This window comes from Mycobacterium sp. NGS58 (assembly GCF_059812385.1).
The window spans coordinates 151856-167831 of record NZ_JCALCO010000008.1 but is presented as its reverse complement, the minus strand read 5'-3'; the positions used below and the strand labels follow the sequence as shown (position 1 = coordinate 167831).

Here is a 15976-nt window from a genome sequence, read left to right as displayed (position 1 = left end):
CAGGAGCGCTCCCGCGATCGAGCGTTCGCGAGCGCCATTCAGGGCGCGCCGGCGGCGAAGCGCCGCAGCCAGCCGAACCAGGCACCCATGCCGTCGCCGGTGCGCGCACTGACGGGCAGAATCGTCGCTGCCGCATTCACTTTGCGGATGTGGGCGATGTACGTGTCGACATCCACGTCGAGATGGGGCACCAAGTCGATTTTGTTGAGCAGCACCACGTCCACGGACCGGAACATCACCGGATACTTCAGCGGCTTGTCCTCGCCCTCGGTCACCGAGTAGACCATGGCCTTGGCGTGCTCGCCAACGTCGAACTCCGCCGGGCAGACCAGATTTCCGACGTTCTCGATGATCACCAGGTTTAGCTTGCCGAGATCGAGGCCGGGCAGTGCGCGGTTGATCATGGGCGCGTCGAGGTGGCATTCGCCACCAAATCCGTTGCTGGTATTGAGCAGTGACACCTGGGCGCCGCGGCCGCTGAGCTTTGCCGCGTCCAGGTCGGTGGCGATATCGCCTTCGATCACTCCGAGTGCCAGCTCGCCGGCCAGTTCGTCGAGCGTTGCCTGCAGGATGGTGGTCTTGCCCGATCCCGGAGAGCTCATCAGGTTGAGGGTGCGCACCCCGTTGCGCTCGAAGGCCGCCCGGTTCGCGCCGGCGAGCAGGTCGTTCTCGGCGAAGATCGCCTCCAGCACGTCGACGCGCTGGTTGCCGGTCTGATAGCTGCTGTGGTCGCCATGATCGTGCTCGTGATCAAGGTGATCGTGTTCGTGGGTGTGCACGGTTCCATCGCCGTGCCGATGAAATCTACCCATCGTCAACGCCTTTCACGAGACATCCAATGACGTCACCAAGAATTCGTTGCCGCGCAGCACCTCGACGTCGGAACTGTCACACCGGGGACACCAGATCGACCACGGCGAGGTGATTTCGGATTGCCCGCCGCATGTACGGCACTTCACTTCGGCGTCGACGCACTCGAGTTCCAGTTCGGCGTCCGGCATATCTTCGGCGTCGCGGACCAGCGTCCAGCAGAAGGACAGCGACTCCGGCACCACCTGCCGAAGGGCGCCCACCCGCACCCGCACCACGTCGACGTGCCGACCGTCGGCGTGGTTCTTCACGACACCGGCGATCGCTTCGCACAGCGACAGCTCATGCATTGCCGGTCATCGCCAATGCTCGAGCCGGGCGCAGGCCAACGAGCCCATGGGCACTGTTCTACACCCGAACGGCGGTTTGTGGTCAGCCTTTTGCCGGTCGGCTTACGCGGTCCACCTCTCCTCGATCCGGCCCAAGCGCCAGACGAGCAGGGCCACCGCCCACGTGACGACGAACATGCCGACGACGAAGTAGCCGATGGTGTTGAGGTCCAGCCCGCCGAGCCAGCTCCAGAACGAGCCCCGCCAACCGAACTGGTCGGCGCACAGGACGAGGATTTCGATGCTGCCGATCACCCACGCGACCGCCACCGACAGCGCGGTGATGGTGATGTTGTAGTAGATCTTGCGCACCGGGCTGGAAAAGGCCCACCCGTAGGCGAAATTCATGAACGAGCCGTCGATGGTGTCCAGCAGGCACATGCCCGCGGTGAACAGCACCGGCAGGCACATGATGGCGTACCAGGGCAGCCCGGCGGCGGCGCTGGTGCCGGCCAGCACCAGTAGGGCTATCTCGGTGGCGGTGTCGAACCCCAGACCGAACAACACTCCGACGGGATAGCAATGCCAGGACCTGGTGATCGACTTGGTGAAGCGGCCGAGCAACCGGTTCATCAGCCCGCGGTTGTCCAGATGCCGCGCAAGTTCGGCCGCGTCGGTGTCGGGATCGTATTCGCCGCGCCGTAGCCGCGCGAAGACGCGCAGTATGCCGACCAGGACGATCAGGTTGAGAAGCGCGATCGCGTACAAGAAGACGCCCGAGACGCTGGTGCCGATCAGCCCGGTGTAGCGGTGCAGCGCCGAGGAGTCGTCGCTGACCGGTCCGACGATCGTCTTCACCCCGCACGCGAGCAGCACCGCCAGCCCGAACACCACCGTGGAGTGGCCCAGCGAAAAGAAGAAGCCGACGGCCAGCGGGCGTTGCCCGTCATTCATCAGCTTGCGGGTGGTGTTGTCGATGGCGGCGATATGGTCGGCGTCGAACGCGTGGCGCATGCCCAGGGTGTAGGCGGTCAATCCGATGCCGACGCCAAAAGCTTTGCCGCCCAAGCTGTATTGGCCCGGTGCTACAAAGAGGGCCATGGTGAGCCAGCCAAGCAGGTGCAGCGCGACGATCACCGCCAGCATCGCTGCCAGTCGCCACCACTCCGCCGGAGTCAGGGCGCCGAGAAGCCGCCTCGTCCGTGACGGCCGCCAGTCGATCTCGGTACTGGCCACTGGGGTCCTTCCGGCGCGTCCTTGCGGTATCGGCTGAGAGCAACCGGCACGACTGTAAGTTCCACGGCTCGCCAGATGCAAGTGAGTTGCATGAATCGCGGAGCCTCCGATTGCGGCGAAGACTGGCGATTCGCCCGCTCGGGCGAGACACTGAACCGGTGGCGCCCGAGCCGTCGGCACTGGATGCGTCGGTCACCGAGAGGATCGGCGATTTGCTGCGCGCCCGGGGGCTGCGGCGAATGGCCTCCCGCATCCAGGTGCTGGCGGTGCTCGAGCCCGTCAGCGGTCACCTGCCCGTCGCCGAGATCTACAAGCGGATGCGGGAGTGCCTGCCGTCCGGGACCCAGCCGCCCGACGTGGCGACCGTCTACCGCACGGTGACGACGCTCGTCGATCAAGGCGTGCTGCACGCGTTGACGCTCGACGGCGGTGTGACCACCTACGGGTTGGCCACCGCGCCGCACCACCACGCGGTGTGTACCAACTGCGGCACCATCATCGAGGTTCCCGCTGGGCAGCTGAGTTCTGCGCTCGAACACGCGATGGCGGGCAGTTCCTTCGCGCTGTCGGACGCCGCCGGGCTGACGCTGCACGGCCTGTGTCCGCAATGCCAGGACAAGCCCGCCGCTCGGCCCCGCCGGCGCTGAGGTCAGAGCAGACCCAGTAGCGCGTTCTCCACCACTTCGGGAAGCGCAGGGTGGATCCAGTATTGGCCGCGGGCCATTTGCGGCGCGGTGAGCCCGAAGCTCATCGCCTGGATCAACGGCTGGATGATCGACGAAGCCTGGTGGCCCATGATGTGCGCGCCCAGCAGGCGCCCGGAGCCGCGCTCGGCGACGAGCTTGACGATTCCGGTGGTGTCCTCCGACGCCCAGCCGTAAGCGACGTCGCCGTAGTCCTGGATCTTCACCGAGACCTTGAAACCCTTTGCGATGGATTCGTTTTCGGTCAGCCCGACGGATGCGACCTGCGGATCGGTGAACACCGCCGAGGGCACGTAGCGATGGTCGGTGACGGCCATCGCCTCGGTATCGTCCCAGTCGCATAACAGGTTGTGCTGCACGACGCGGGCTTCGTGGTTGGCCACGTGCTTGAGCTCATACGGCGACGAGACGTCGCCGAGGGCGAAAACCCCACGCGCCGTGGTGCGCTGGTACTGATCCACGGCCACCAGGCCGTCCTCGATGGCGACGCCGGCCTGCTCGAGGTCGAGTTGATCCGCGTTGGACACCCGGCCCGTCGCCACCAACAGGGCGTCGGCGTGCACGGTGCGGCCGTCGTCGAGTTCTACAGCGACCCCCGACCCATCGTTTTCGGCGCCCACCACGTTGCGGTGGGTGTGCAGTTCCCATTTGCTCGACGCGATACGGGTGAAGCGCTCGCCGATGGCGTCATCGAGATGCCGCAGCAGTGTGGAGCCCCTGACCACCAGGGACACGCGCGAGCCCAGCGAGGAGAAGATGTGGGCGAATTCGGCCGCGACGAAACCACCCCCGACGATCATCAGATGCTCTGGCAACTTCGGGATTCGCATGATCGTGTCGCTGGTGTGGTACCGCGCGCCGCACTCGAGGATCGCCGGGGGGACCACGGCCCGGGCCCCCGCGGCGATCACCACCTGGTCCGCCGTGAACTCGTCGCCGGCATCGGTGCGCAACCGGTAGCGCCCGTCGGACTGGACCCGCCCGAACCGGGTGTGCTGCTTGTACACGTCGACGTTGGGTGCGGAGCTGCGGTAGTCCTCACCACCGACCCCGATCGGGTCGATGCGGCCGAAGACACGCGAAACGATGTCGTCCCAGCGCACCCGGTCGATACGCGCGTCGATGCCGAAGCGCGCCGCATCCCGGATCGTCTGGGCGACTTCGGCGGCGTAGACGAACATCTTGGTCGGGATGCACCCGACGTTCAGGCACGTCCCCCCAAAGGTGCCCTCTTCGCAGATCGCCACCCGCTTTTCGTCGAAGCGCTCATCGAGAATGCTGTTGCCAGAACCGGTCCCGATGATCGCAACGTCATAGGTCTCCAAGCCGTCACCCCCTTCGCAGCGACGCCGAGGCATCGGTGTTGGTGCGCAGGTAGCCGTCCAGCCAAAGATCGAGTTCCCGATAGGCGACGGCGCGCGGCCCGGGCAACGACAAGAACACGTCGTGCTTTGCGTCGGCCACCGGGACCACCGCGGTGCGATTGCCGACGCAGCCCGCCCACCGGGCGATCTGGGTGACGTCGAGAACCGCATCGCCACACTGCATGGACGCGGAATCGGCGCTTTCGTGCACGCTGTGATCCGATCGCAGGATCAGGTTGGGCACCCCGACGTCGAGGCCGCGATGCAGCCGGGCCTGGCCGCGGCGGATGGCGTGCAGCCAGCCGAAGGTGATGGGGAAGCCACCCACCGGTTTCCACTGCAGGTTGTAGTCGAATTCGCCGCCGTAGGCGCGGTGCAGGGTGGTGCCGTAGCCACCCTCGCCCGGCGAGCGGGCCACGCCCTTGGACCGCACGCGGGACAGCGCGGCGATCAGCGCCACCGTCACGGAATGCCGGAGGACGGGAGGGCCGGGCAGCTCCAAGAACGGGCTGTTGAGCACCAGGCCGCCGACGCGGGCGTGCGCCGCCGGGTCTCGCCGGCGCAACCGGTCGAGCCACAGCGAGACGATGAGCCCGCCCGCGGAATGCGCGTACACCAGCACCCGGTCGTGCTGTGCGAGACCGGCCAGCGCCCGATCGAGTTCGGCCTCGTAATTCGTGAGGTCGGTGATGAAGTGCGGCGTCTGGCCGTCGCGCCCCGACCGGCCGCACTTGTGGAGGTCCAGCGCGTAGAAGGCGAGGCCGCGGGCCGCGAAATGATCGGCCAACTCGGTGTGGAAGAAGTAGTCGGTGTACCCGTGCACCGCCAGCACCGCCTGCGCGGCGGTCGCCGGTTCGTGGTCCGTCTCGCGCGGTTCGGATCCGCGGCGTATCAGCGTCGCGACGATGTCGCCCTCACCGGTTGGATCGGGCCCGAGCGCAATGGTTCGCTGCTGATAGCCGGGGAGGACGTCGGGCACCCAGCCGGTCACTTCGCCGGTCACCCTGCCAGTCACGAGGCCAGCTTAGAGCTTTTGCTGGGTGCGGGGCGGTGCACGTCGTTCGCGGCCCATTTGCGTCGGGATAACCTGGGGACCGGCCCAGTCAAGGGAAGGACCAGCAAGCCGGTGTCAGCGCTAGCCAGAAACACGTCCACCGACGTCGTGCTGGTAGGCGCGGGCATCATGAGCGCGACCCTGGGAGCGTTGCTGCGGCGGCTGCAGCCGGATTGGTCGATGGCCTTCGTGGAGCGGCTGGACGCCGTCGCCGGCGAGAGCAGCAGCCCCTGGAACAACGCGGGCACCGGGCATTCGGCGCTGTGCGAGCTGAACTACACCCCCCAGCGCGCCGACGGCTCGATCGACATTAGCAAAGCGGTGCGCATCAACGAGCAATTCCAGGTGACCCGCCAATTCTGGGCCTACGCCGTCGAGAACGGGATCCTGACCGATCGACGCTTCCTCACCGCGATCCCGCATGCGAGCTTCGTGCGCGGCGCGCAGCGCGTCGACTATCTACGACGCCGACAGCAGGCCCTGGCGCCCAACCCGCTGTTCGCCGGTGTCGAATTGATCGACGACCCCGCCGACTTCGCCCGCCGGCTACCGTTCATGGCGGCCGGACGCGACTTCTCGGAACCCACGGCGCTCAACTGGGCACCCAACGGCACCGACGTCGACTTCGGCGCCCTGTCACGACAACTCGTCGGCTTCTGCGTGCGCAGCGGCGCGACCGCCCTGTTCGGTCACGAGGTGCGCAACCTGTCGCGTCAGTCCGACGGCACGTGGACACTGTCGATCCGCAACCGGCGCACCGGTGAAAGGCACCGTCTGAACGCCAAATTCGTCTTTGTCGGGGCCGGCGGTGATGCGCTGCCGCTCTTGCAGAAGTCCGGCATCGACGAGGTCAGGGGTTTCGCCGGGTTCCCGATCGGCGGCCGCTTCCTGCGCACCGGCAACGCGGCGCTCACCGCCGCGCACCGGGCCAAGGTGTACGGCGTTCCCGCATCGGGCGCCCCGCCGCTGGGCGCGCTGCATCTGGACCTGCGCTACGTCAACGGCAAGCCGTGGCTGGTGTTCGGCCCGTATGCCGGCTGGTCACCGAAGTTCTTGAAACACGGGCATTTCACGGATCTGCCCCGCTCGGTGAAGCCGGACAACCTGGCCGCACTACTCGGTGTCGGCATCAGCCAGCTGGCGCTGGTCAGATATCTGCTCGGCCAGCTGCGGCTGTCCGAGCCGGATCGCCTTCGCATGCTCCGCGAATTCGCCCCCACCGCAGTCGCTTCGGACTGGGAACTGACGGTGGCCGGCCAGCGCGTGCAGGTGATTCGGCGGGACAAGCGCAAGGGCGGGGTGCTGGACTTCGACACCACCGTGGTGGGCGCCGCCGATGGCAGCATCGCTGGATTGCTCGGCGGTTCCCCGGGAGCGTCGACGGCGGTGCCGATCATGCTCGGTGTGCTGGAACGCTGCTTCGCCCACCGCTTCCCATCGTGGCTACCCACGCTCAAGGAGATGGTTCCGTCGCTGGGAGCGACGCTGTCGGATGAACCGGCGCTGTACGAGGAGGTCTTCTCCTGGGGAACCAAGGCACTGGGGTTGGGCGTCTCATGAGCCAAGGCGACGGCGATGCTGGGCAGAAGAGCGATGCGGGGATATGTCCCTACACCTGGGAGGTATCCCCACCCGCTTGCGGGGGAGAGGAGCCGCGGCAGTGACAGAAGCGCTGCGACGCATTTGGGCCAAAGACCTTGATGCCCAGACACTTTACGAGCTGCTCAAGCTCAGGGTCGAGGTGTTCGTCGTCGAACAGGCGATCCCGTATCCGGAGCTGGACGGGCGTGACCTGCTCGCCGAAACTCGGCACTTCTGGCTGGAAACACCTGACGGCGAAGTGATCTCCACCCTGCGCCTCATGGAGGAGCACGCCGGGGGCGAGAAGGTGTTCCGGATCGGTCGGCTGTGCACCAAGCGCAACGCGCGCGGTCAGGGGCACACCACCCGGTTGCTGCGCGCGGCGCTGGCCGAGGTGGGCGACTACCCCTGCCGGATCAACGCGCAGACCTATCTGGCGGACATGTACGCCCAGCACGGATTCATCCGCGACGGCGACGATTTCCTCGACGACGGCGTTCCGCACGTGCCCATGCTGCGGCCAGGCTCTGGTTTGGGGGCTAAACCGTGAAGCCCTACCCGTTCAGCGCGATCGTCGGGCAGGACCAGCTGCGCCTGGCACTGCTGCTATGCGCCGTGCGTCCGGAGATCGGTGGCGCGCTCATCCGCGGCGAGAAGGGCACCGCCAAGTCGACGGCCGTGCGAGGCCTTGCGGCGTTACTGTCCGAGGCCACCGGCAGCGACGCCGGGTTGGTCGAAATGCCGCTGGGGGCAACCGAAGACCGCGTGATCGGCTCCCTGGACCTGCAGCGGGTGCTGCGCGACGGCGAGCACGCGTTCTCGCCCGGTCTGCTCGCCCGCGCGCACGGGGGCGTGCTCTATGTCGACGAGGTCAACCTGCTACACGATCACCTCGTCGATGTGCTGCTCGATGCCGCGGCGATGGGGCGGGTGCACATCGAACGCGACGGCATCTCGCATTCGCACGAATCCCGGTTCGTGTTGATCGGCACCATGAACCCCGAGGAGGGCGAATTGCGTCCGCAGCTGCTGGACCGGTTCGGGCTCACCGTCGACGTCCACGCGTCGCGCGACGTCGACGTGCGGGTGCAGGTCATCCGGCAGCGGATGGCCTACGAGGCCGACCCGGACGGCTTCGCCGAACGCTATGCCGGCGCCGATGCCGAGCTGGCCCGGCGAATCGCCACCGCGCGTGCGCTCGTCGACGATGTGGTGTTGCCCGACAACGAATTACGGCGCATCGCGGCCCTGTGCGCGGCATTCGACGTCGACGGCATGCGCGCCGATCTGGTGGTGGCCCGCACGGCCGTTGCGCACGCTGCCTGGCGCGGCGCACACGCCGTCGCGGAGGAAGACATCCGGGTGGCCGCGGAACTGGCGCTGCCGCATCGGCGCCGCCGGGATCCGTTCGACGATCCGGGGATCGACCGCGACCAGCTGGACGAGGCGCTGGCGCAAGCCGGTTCGGATCCGGACCCTGGTTCCGATCCGGACCCCGAGCCGCCCGGCGGGGGCGGTCAGTCAGCCCAGCCGGAAGACGATGTACCGCAAGAAAACTCATCGGAGAACGCGACGCGCCAGCAGCCGAAGACCAGGCCCAGCGCGGCGCCGTCGACAACGTTCCGCACCCGCGCGCTGCGCGTTCCAGGTGTCGGGGAGGGGGCGCCCGGACGGCGCTCGCGGGCCCGCAACGCCAGCGGCAGCGTCATCGCCGCCACCGACGGGGACGACATGAGCTGCGCCGGGCACGGACTGCACCTGTTCGCCACCCTGCTCTCGGCCGCCGAGCGCGCCGGTGCCGGGCCGCTGCGACCCCAGCCTGAGGACGTGCGCCGCGCGGTGCGCGAGGGACGCGAAGGCAATCTGGTGATCTTCGTCGTGGACGCGTCGGGTTCGATGGCCGCGCGCGATCGCCTGGCGGCGGTCAGCGGCGCCACCCTGTCATTGCTACGCGACGCTTATCAGCGTCGCGACAAGGTCGCCGTGATCACGTTCCGTCACCAGGGGGCCCGCCTGCTGTTGCCGCCGACATCGTCGGCACACATCGCCGGGCGGCGACTGTCCCGGTTCGACACCGGCGGCAGGACCCCGCTGGCCGAGGGCCTGCTGGCCGCACGTGAACTCATCGTGAGGGAGAAGGCGCGTGACCGGGCACGGCGTTCGCTGGTGGTGGTGCTGACCGACGGCCGGGCGACTGCCGGTCCGGATCCGTTGGGCCGCAGCCGAACCGCGGCGGCCGGGTTGGTCGCCGAAGGTGGCGCCGCGGTCGTCGTCGACTGCGAAACGTCCTTTGTGCGGCTGGGCCTGGCCGAGCAACTGGCCCGCCAACTCGGTGCGCCGGCCATCCGGCTCGAGCAGTTGCACGCGGATTGCCTGACGCGTGTGGTGCGCGACGCGGCCTGAGCGGAAAGGGTAAACGCTGATGCCACAAGGCGTTCCACTGCAAGTTCCCGACGACGGCCTCACCACGCGGGCCCGCCGTCACACGCCCGTTCTGGCCGTGCACACCGGCGCAGGCAAGGGGAAGTCCACGGCGGCATTCGGAATGGCGTTGCGGGCCTGGAACGCCGGGCTGTCCGTAGCGGTGTTCCAATTCGTCAAGAGCGCCAAGTGGAAGGTGGGCGAGGAGGCGGTCTTCGCCCAGCTCCGGCGGCTGCACGACCAGCATCAGATCGGCGGCCCCGTCGAATGGCACAAGATGGGTGCGGGCTGGTCCTGGACCCGCAAGGCGGGCAGCGACGGCGATCACGCGGCGGCGGCGGCCGACGGCTGGGCGGAGATCGCGCGCCGGCTGGCCGATCAGCGTCACGACTTCTACGTCCTGGACGAGTTCACGTATCCGCTCAAGTGGGGTTGGGTGGACGTCGGCGAGGTGGTGGAGTCGCTGTCAGCCCGGCCCGGGTTTCAGCACGTGGTCATCACCGGACGCGACGCGCCGCAGCGCCTCATCGACGCGGCCGACCTGGTGACCGAGATGGCCAAAGTCAAGCATCCGATGGACGCCGGGCGTAAGGGCCAGAAGGGTATCGAGTGGTGAATGTGCCGGCCGTCGTCGTCGCCGCTCCCGCCTCGGGAAGCGGAAAGACCACGGTGGCAACGGGTTTGATTGGTGCCCTGCGGCGCGCGGGCCACACCGTGGCGCCGTTCAAAGTCGGCCCGGACTTCATCGACCCGGGCTACCACGGCCTTGCCGCAGCCCGGCCAGGCCGCAACCTCGACCCGGTCCTCGTGGGGGACGACCTGATTGGCCCGCTGTACGCCCACGGCGCGCGCGGCGCGGACATCGCCGTGGTCGAAGGGGTGATGGGGCTGTTCGACGGACGGATCGGACCCGCCGCCACCATTCCCGCGCCGGGATCGACGGCCCACGTCGCCGGCCTGCTCGGCGCTCCCGTCGTGCTGGTCGTCGACGCGCGCGGTCAAAGCCAGAGCATCGCCGCACTGCTGCACGGCTTTTCGACGTACGACACCGCGACACGCGTCGCCGGTGTGATCCTGAACCGGGTCGGATCGCCCCGGCATGAGCAGGTGCTGCGGCAGGCCTGCGAGCAGGCCGGGGTCCCGGTGCTGGGCGCCATCCCGCGGTCAGCCGAATTAGAGCTGCCGACAAGGTATTTGGGTTTGATCACCGCCGTGGAGTACGGGGAGCGGGCGCGGCTGGCGGTGCAGGCCATGACCACGCTGGTCGCCCGCCACGTCGATTTGGAGGCCGTCGCCGCGGTCGCCGGAGGCCGGGTCGCGCAGCCGCCGTGGGATCCCGCGGCCGCGGTGGGGGAGACGCGCGGGGGGCGCGCCAGCGTCGCCGTGGCGGCCGGAAAGGCATTCAGTTTCGGCTACGCCGAACACGCGGAGCTGCTGAGGGCCGCCGGCGCCGAGGTCGTCGAATTCGATCCGCTCGTCGATGCGTTGCCCGACGGCACCGACGCGCTGTTGTTGCCCGGTGGTTTTCCCGAGCAGTTCACCGCGGAGCTCTCGGCCAATGAGGTCGTGCGCCGTCAGATCAAGGAACTGGCCGCTGCCGGGGCGCCGATCCACGCCGAGTGCGCCGGGCTGATCTATCTGGTCTCCGAACTCGACGGCCATCCGATGTGCGGTGTGCTGGCGGGCCGAGCGCAATTCACGTCGCACCTGTCCCTGGCATATCGCGATGCCGTCGCCGTGGCGGATTCATCGCTGTACGCCGCCGGCCAGCGTGCCGTGGGGCATGAATTCCACCGCACCACAGTGACATTCACCGACGACTATGAACCCGCCTGGATGTACCGGTCCCACGACGCCGACCGGTGTGGCGGCGCCGTGCGCGACGGCGTCGTGCACGCCGGGGTGCACGCGTCATATCTGCACACCCATCCGGCCGCCGCGCCGGAGGCGGTGGCGCGGTTCGTCACACACGCGAGCGCCCGGCTTCGCCGCCCTCGCGATCGCCACTAGGTCGATGGTGTCGACCCGCAGCGCCCGGCTTCGCCGCCCTCGCGATCGCCACTAGGCTTGCCGGGTGACCGAGAGCGCCTACCTCGTTGGGCTGCGGCTGGCCGGCAAAAAGGTCGTCGTGGTCGGTGGCGGCACCGTCGCCCAGCGCCGGCTGCCCTTGCTCATCGCCAGCGGCGCCGACGTTCACGTCATCTCCCGCAGCGCGACCAGGTCCGTCGAGGCGATGACGGGAATCAGCCTGGCACTGCGCGAATACCGAGACGGTGACCTCGACGGAGCCTGGTACGCGATCGCGGCCACCGACGACCCGCAAGTGAACGAGGCGGTGGTCGCCGAGGCCGAACGTCACCGCATCTTCTGCGTCCGGGCCGACATCGCCGTCGAGGGGACCGCGGTGACCCCAGCGTCTTTCGGCTACGCGGGGCTGTCCGTCGGAGTCCTGGCCGGCGGCGACCATCGCCGGTCGGCCGCGATCCGCTCGGCCATCCGCGAGGCGCTGCAGACCGGACTCATCACGCCCGACAGCCCGGTGAGCTCCGACGTCGTCAAGGGCGGCGTCGCTCTGGTCGGCGGCGGGCCGGGCGATCCCGAACTGATCACCGTGCGCGGCAGGCGGCTGCTGGCCCAGGCCGACGTGGTGGTCGCCGACCGTCTCGCGCCGCCGGAACTCCTCGCCGAGCTGCCCCCGCACGTCGAAGTCATCGACGCCGCCAAGATCCCGTACGGGCGGGCCATGGCGCAGGACGCCATCAACGACGTCATGATCGAACGCGCGCGGGCCGGCAGCTTCGTGGTGCGCCTCAAAGGCGGCGACCCGTTCGTGTTCGCGCGCGGATATGAAGAAGTGCTGGCGTGTGTCGAGGCCGGAATCCCGGTGACGGTGGTGCCGGGTGTGACAAGTGCCATAGGCGTGCCGGCTTTGGCGGGTGTTCCGGTCACCCACAGGGCCATAAATCATGAGTTTGTGGTGGTCAGCGGGCATCTGCCGCCCGGCCATCCTGAATCGTTAGTGAATTGGGATGCGCTGGCCGCGATGTCGGGCACGATCGTTTTGCTGATGGCGGTCGAACGCATCGAACTTTTTGCCGAGGCCCTCCTTAAAGGCGGACGACCTGCGGATACTCCGGTGCTGGTGGTTCAGCATGGAACGACCGCTGCCCAACACAGTTTGCGGGCTACCCTGGCCGACACGCCCGAGAAGATCCGCGCCGAGGGTATCCGACCTCCCGCGATCATCGTGATCGGCGCCGTGGCGGCCTTCGGGCTTTAAACGGTTCTTAAGATTACTGTAAGGTAACCCTTTATGACGGCTCTCAACGATGCAGAGCGCGCGGGGCAGATACTCGCCTCGGCGCGCCCCGATCGTCCGGCCCCGGCGAGCGCTGCGCTCCCGGCGGAGACCGCCTCCAAGCCCCCGGCGGAGACCGCCCTGAAGCGCATCAGCAAGTACTACCCGGCGTGGCTGCCCTCGCGACGCTTCATCGCGGCCGTTATCGCCATCGGCGGTATGCAGCTGCTTGCGACGATGGACAGCACCGTCGCCATCGTCGCGCTGCCCAAGATCCAGAACGAGCTGAGCCTCTCCGACGCCGGCCGCAGCTGGGTGATCACCGCCTACGTGCTGACGTTCGGCGGGTTGATGCTGCTGGGCGGTCGCCTCGGCGACACGATCGGACGCAAGCGCACCTTCATCGTGGGTGTCGCGCTGTTCACCATCTCATCAGTGCTGTGCGCGGTCGCCTGGGACGAGGCGACCATGGTCATCGCGCGGCTGTCGCAGGGCGTGGGGTCGGCCATCGCCTCGCCGACCGGTCTGGCTTTGGTCGCGACCACCTTCCCCAAGGGTCCGGCGCGCAATTTCGCGACGGCGGTGTTCGCCGCGATGACGGCGATCGGTTCGGTGATGGGCCTGGTGGTCGGCGGCGCGCTCACCGAGGTGTCCTGGCGGCTCGCGTTCCTGGTGAACGTGCCGATCGGCCTGGTGATGATCTATCTGGCCCGCACCGCGCTGCGCGAGACCAACCGCGAGCGGATGAAACTCGACGCCACCGGCGCCATGCTGGCCACCCTGACGTGCACCGCGGCCGTCTTCGCCTTCTCGATGGGTCCCGAAAAGGGCTGGGTGTCGATCACCACCATCGGGTCGGGCGTGGTGGCGCTGGGAGCCGCGCTCGCGTTCGTCATCGTCGAGCGCACGGCCGAAAATCCCGTCGTCCCGTTCAACCTGTTCCGTGACCGCAACCGGCTGGTCACCTTCACCGCCATCTTCCTGGCGGGCGGGCTGATGTTCAGCCTGACCGTGTGCATCGGTCTGTACGTGCAGGACATCCTCGGTTACAGCGCGCTGCGCGCCGGCATCGGCTTCATCCCGTTCGTCATCGCGATGGGCATCGGTCTCGGCGTCTCCTCGCAGCTGGTGTCGCGGTTCTCGCCGCGGGTGCTGACCATCGGCGGCGGGATCCTGCTGTTCTGGGCGATGCTGTACGGCTGGGCGTTCATGCACCGCGGCGTCGCCTACTTCCCCAACCTGGTGCTGCCCATCGTGGTCGGCGGGATCGGCATCGGCATGGCCGTCGTCCCGCTGACGCTGTCGGCGATCGCCGGCGTGGGCTTCGATCAGATCGGCCCGGTGTCGGCGGTCACGCTGATGCTGCAGAGCCTGGGCGGGCCGCTGGTGCTGGCCGTCATCCAGGCCGTGATTACCTCGCGGACGCTGTATCTGGGCGGCACCACCGGACCGGTGAAGTTCATGAGCGACGCGCAGTTGTCCGCGCTGGACCATGGCTACACCTACGGGCTGCTGTGGGTCGCCGGCGTCGCCGTCATCGTGGGCGGTGCGGCGTTGCTGATCGGCTACACCCCCGACCAGGTTGCGCACGCGCAAGAGGTCAAGGAAGCGATGGACGCCGGAGAGTTGTAGCTCGCGCCGTCGACGGCGGCCGGCTCCATTGGTCCGTGTTCGAGCCCCGTCCGACCTACTTCAGAGGCTGTTTTTCAAGAATCTTGCCGCGTGAAGCTGAGCTAGTCGCCGGATGTCGTGGAAACTTCGTCACTTGCCAGCTGACGCTACGGCCCGCCTGGCTGCCTCGACGAGATGGGAGGCGGCTCTATTCATCTTCTTGCACTCTGCTGGGGATAGTGCTTGATGGGTGTATGCCGCCTTGTTTTTCAAGCCGAGCAGGGTATTGAGGTGCTTTTCGGTTCCCTTGCTGGCCCGCTCCAGCAACGTGATTGCTTCACTGTGGGTGCCGCTGTTCGAGTGCACGCCAAGGCGGATGCAGCAGATAACATCGGAGGCCGCGATGCCGGCGTCGACGAAAAGGTCGCCCGCAGCGTTCGGCATCTCGTCTTGCAGATGCTCGCCGCCTTCCAAGAACTCGACCGCTTTGGACATGCGTCCCGTGATGACAGCGGCGCTGCAGTCCCGTGTCCCGGCCATCAGGACCTCCTCCGGAGCTGCCTATTTAGCCATGCCCGTGTCCCGGCGACAGTCAGGCCCTGCTTGGCAACGTCACTGAGCAGCGGTTCACCAGCGGCAGCCGCGGTCCGAAGATCGTTTTCGGTGTACTCGACAATGCGTCCATCGTTGCCAGTCCAGGCGGTGATCGACCGCGCGAGTTCGGTCACCTGCTGCTCCCATGCTTCCGATTCACCTTCATCGTCAGCGTGTTCGGTTGACGTAGCTCGCACCAGGAACAGATCGATGTCACTGTCGAGTTTCATGAGGCCCGTTGCCGCCGATCCGAACACCGCGGCATACTTGGGCGCCTCTGCCCACCCTTTCAGTTGCATCTCGAGCCGCTCCAGAAATGTCGCAGTCAGCCGTGATAGCCCCTGGATCGGCTCTGCTGCAAGATGTTCGGTGTTAAGGCGGTATGTGTTAGTTCTGCCCACTCGAGCGTGCAGTACGACACCCTGGACGGTCAGGCGGGCGAGGACTTTGCGGATGCCTTCGCCGGACGCGCTAGTAAGGATGCGCTGTATCTGGCTAATCGTGAAAGTCATTTCGCCGAGTGCCAGTACGGCGAGGACGTCACCATCTAACGTTGGCGTCACCGTTGCGAATGGCCGGTTAAGCTGCAACGCAGCGACCTCCCATCTCCAACTAAAGTTTGACTATACCCACTATAGTTTGAGTATCGCGAATAAAATTGGAATCAGGCGTCGACCTTCTGTACAACGAGTGATCACTCGCTGCAGTGAGGCGCTGCGTCGCTGTTCGCCCGCCAGGGGTTGCAGATGGTCTTCGTCGCTGCGTTGGTACACGCAGGAACGGCGGGATTCGATAGGGCGGGCGATATCAAATCCGCGCGGCCACGCATAAGTCGGCTCGCGTCGCCGAGTCCACCGCTAGACCTGAAGGGGGGGCCTGCGACGCCCAACTTCGTTGTGCTGTGCCTAATTGCCCGGGTCCTCAGCGGGCCGGTGCGGCCCGCATCGTCGCCAGGCGCCTAGTCACCGCTAGCT

Annotated in this window: 15 protein-coding genes; 8 read left to right on the top strand and 7 right to left on the bottom strand. The window is 67.4% G+C overall.

Annotated elements, in window-relative coordinates:
* Nucleotides 1-38: 38 nt before the first annotated feature.
* From hypB to nicT, 3 genes are all read right to left on the bottom strand, one after another.
* Nucleotides 39-812 (bottom strand): hydrogenase nickel incorporation protein HypB, encoded by a 774-nt coding sequence (hypB, locus tag AC5Y4H_RS10495; RefSeq protein ID WP_499981176.1) that lies wholly within the window; start codon nt 810-812, stop codon nt 39-41.
* A gap of 12 nt (nt 813-824) precedes the next feature.
* Nucleotides 825-1160: a hydrogenase maturation nickel metallochaperone HypA gene (locus AC5Y4H_RS10490; RefSeq protein ID WP_499981174.1), complete on the bottom strand. Its 336-nt coding sequence runs from the start codon at nt 1158-1160 to the stop codon at nt 825-827.
* Nucleotides 1161-1262: 102 nt separating this feature from the next.
* Nucleotides 1263-2375, bottom strand: coding sequence for a Nickel transporter NicT (nicT, locus tag AC5Y4H_RS10485; RefSeq protein ID WP_499981172.1), 1113 nt, complete (start codon nt 2373-2375; stop codon nt 1263-1265).
* A gap of 158 nt (nt 2376-2533) precedes the next feature.
* Here nicT and AC5Y4H_RS10480 point away from each other — a divergent pair, with 158 nt between their 5' ends.
* Nucleotides 2534-3022 (top strand): Fur family transcriptional regulator, encoded by a 489-nt coding sequence (locus tag AC5Y4H_RS10480; RefSeq protein WP_499981170.1) that lies wholly within the window; start codon nt 2534-2536, stop codon nt 3020-3022.
* A gap of 2 nt (nt 3023-3024) precedes the next feature.
* On the opposite strand, the gene mtr is transcribed toward AC5Y4H_RS10480, so the two are convergent.
* Both mtr and AC5Y4H_RS10470 read right to left on the bottom strand, forming a co-directional pair.
* Entirely contained in the window at nt 3025-4404 is a 1380-nt protein-coding gene (gene mtr / locus AC5Y4H_RS10475; protein WP_499981168.1) for a mycothione reductase, read from the bottom strand.
* A 4-nt stretch (nt 4405-4408) separates the two neighbouring features.
* A complete protein-coding gene (locus AC5Y4H_RS10470; protein WP_499981262.1) occupies nt 4409-5422 on the bottom strand; it encodes an alpha/beta hydrolase in 1014 nt (337 codons plus the stop codon).
* Between the two features lie 147 nt (nt 5423-5569).
* Between AC5Y4H_RS10470 and mqo the strand changes: the two genes are divergently transcribed.
* The 7 genes from mqo to AC5Y4H_RS10435 all read left to right on the top strand — a co-directional run bounded on the left by mqo (nt 5570) and on the right by AC5Y4H_RS10435 (nt 14429).
* Nucleotides 5570-7057 carry a malate dehydrogenase (quinone) gene (mqo, locus tag AC5Y4H_RS10465; RefSeq protein ID WP_499981165.1) on the top strand — a complete coding sequence of 496 codons (1488 nt, stop codon included), beginning with the start codon at nt 5570-5572 and terminating at the stop codon, nt 7055-7057.
* A gap of 100 nt (nt 7058-7157) precedes the next feature.
* The gene (locus AC5Y4H_RS10460) at nt 7158-7628 is read left to right on the top strand and encodes a GNAT family N-acetyltransferase (RefSeq protein ID WP_499981163.1); all 471 of its coding nucleotides are present in this window, start codon (nt 7158-7160) and stop codon (nt 7626-7628) included.
* Nucleotides 7625-9481 (top strand): magnesium chelatase subunit D family protein, encoded by a 1857-nt coding sequence (locus tag AC5Y4H_RS10455; protein ID WP_499981162.1) that lies wholly within the window; start codon nt 7625-7627, stop codon nt 9479-9481. Before AC5Y4H_RS10460 ends, AC5Y4H_RS10455 begins: the two co-directional genes overlap by 4 nt.
* Before the next feature lie 19 nt (nt 9482-9500).
* Nucleotides 9501-10115: a cob(I)yrinic acid a,c-diamide adenosyltransferase gene (cobO, locus tag AC5Y4H_RS10450; protein ID WP_499981161.1), complete on the top strand. Its 615-nt coding sequence runs from the start codon at nt 9501-9503 to the stop codon at nt 10113-10115.
* Nucleotides 10112-11509 carry a cobyrinic acid a,c-diamide synthase CobB gene (locus AC5Y4H_RS10445; protein WP_499981260.1) on the top strand — a complete coding sequence of 466 codons (1398 nt, stop codon included), beginning with the start codon at nt 10112-10114 and terminating at the stop codon, nt 11507-11509. Before cobO ends, AC5Y4H_RS10445 begins: the two co-directional genes overlap by 4 nt.
* Before the next feature lie 64 nt (nt 11510-11573).
* Nucleotides 11574-12779 carry a uroporphyrinogen-III C-methyltransferase gene (gene cobA, locus AC5Y4H_RS10440; RefSeq protein ID WP_499981159.1) on the top strand — a complete coding sequence of 402 codons (1206 nt, stop codon included), beginning with the start codon at nt 11574-11576 and terminating at the stop codon, nt 12777-12779.
* Nucleotides 12780-12812: 33 nt separating this feature from the next.
* Nucleotides 12813-14429 carry an MFS transporter gene (locus AC5Y4H_RS10435; protein ID WP_499981155.1) on the top strand — a complete coding sequence of 539 codons (1617 nt, stop codon included), beginning with the start codon at nt 12813-12815 and terminating at the stop codon, nt 14427-14429.
* A 129-nt stretch (nt 14430-14558) separates the two neighbouring features.
* On the opposite strand, the gene AC5Y4H_RS10430 is transcribed toward AC5Y4H_RS10435, so the two are convergent.
* Nucleotides 14559-14948: a hypothetical protein gene (locus AC5Y4H_RS10430; RefSeq protein ID WP_499981154.1), complete on the bottom strand. Its 390-nt coding sequence runs from the start codon at nt 14946-14948 to the stop codon at nt 14559-14561.
* Nucleotides 14948-15592 carry a nucleotidyltransferase domain-containing protein gene (locus AC5Y4H_RS10425; protein WP_499981152.1) on the bottom strand — a complete coding sequence of 215 codons (645 nt, stop codon included), beginning with the start codon at nt 15590-15592 and terminating at the stop codon, nt 14948-14950. Before AC5Y4H_RS10425 ends, AC5Y4H_RS10430 begins: the two co-directional genes overlap by 1 nt.
* Nucleotides 15593-15976: the final 384 nt, after the last annotated feature.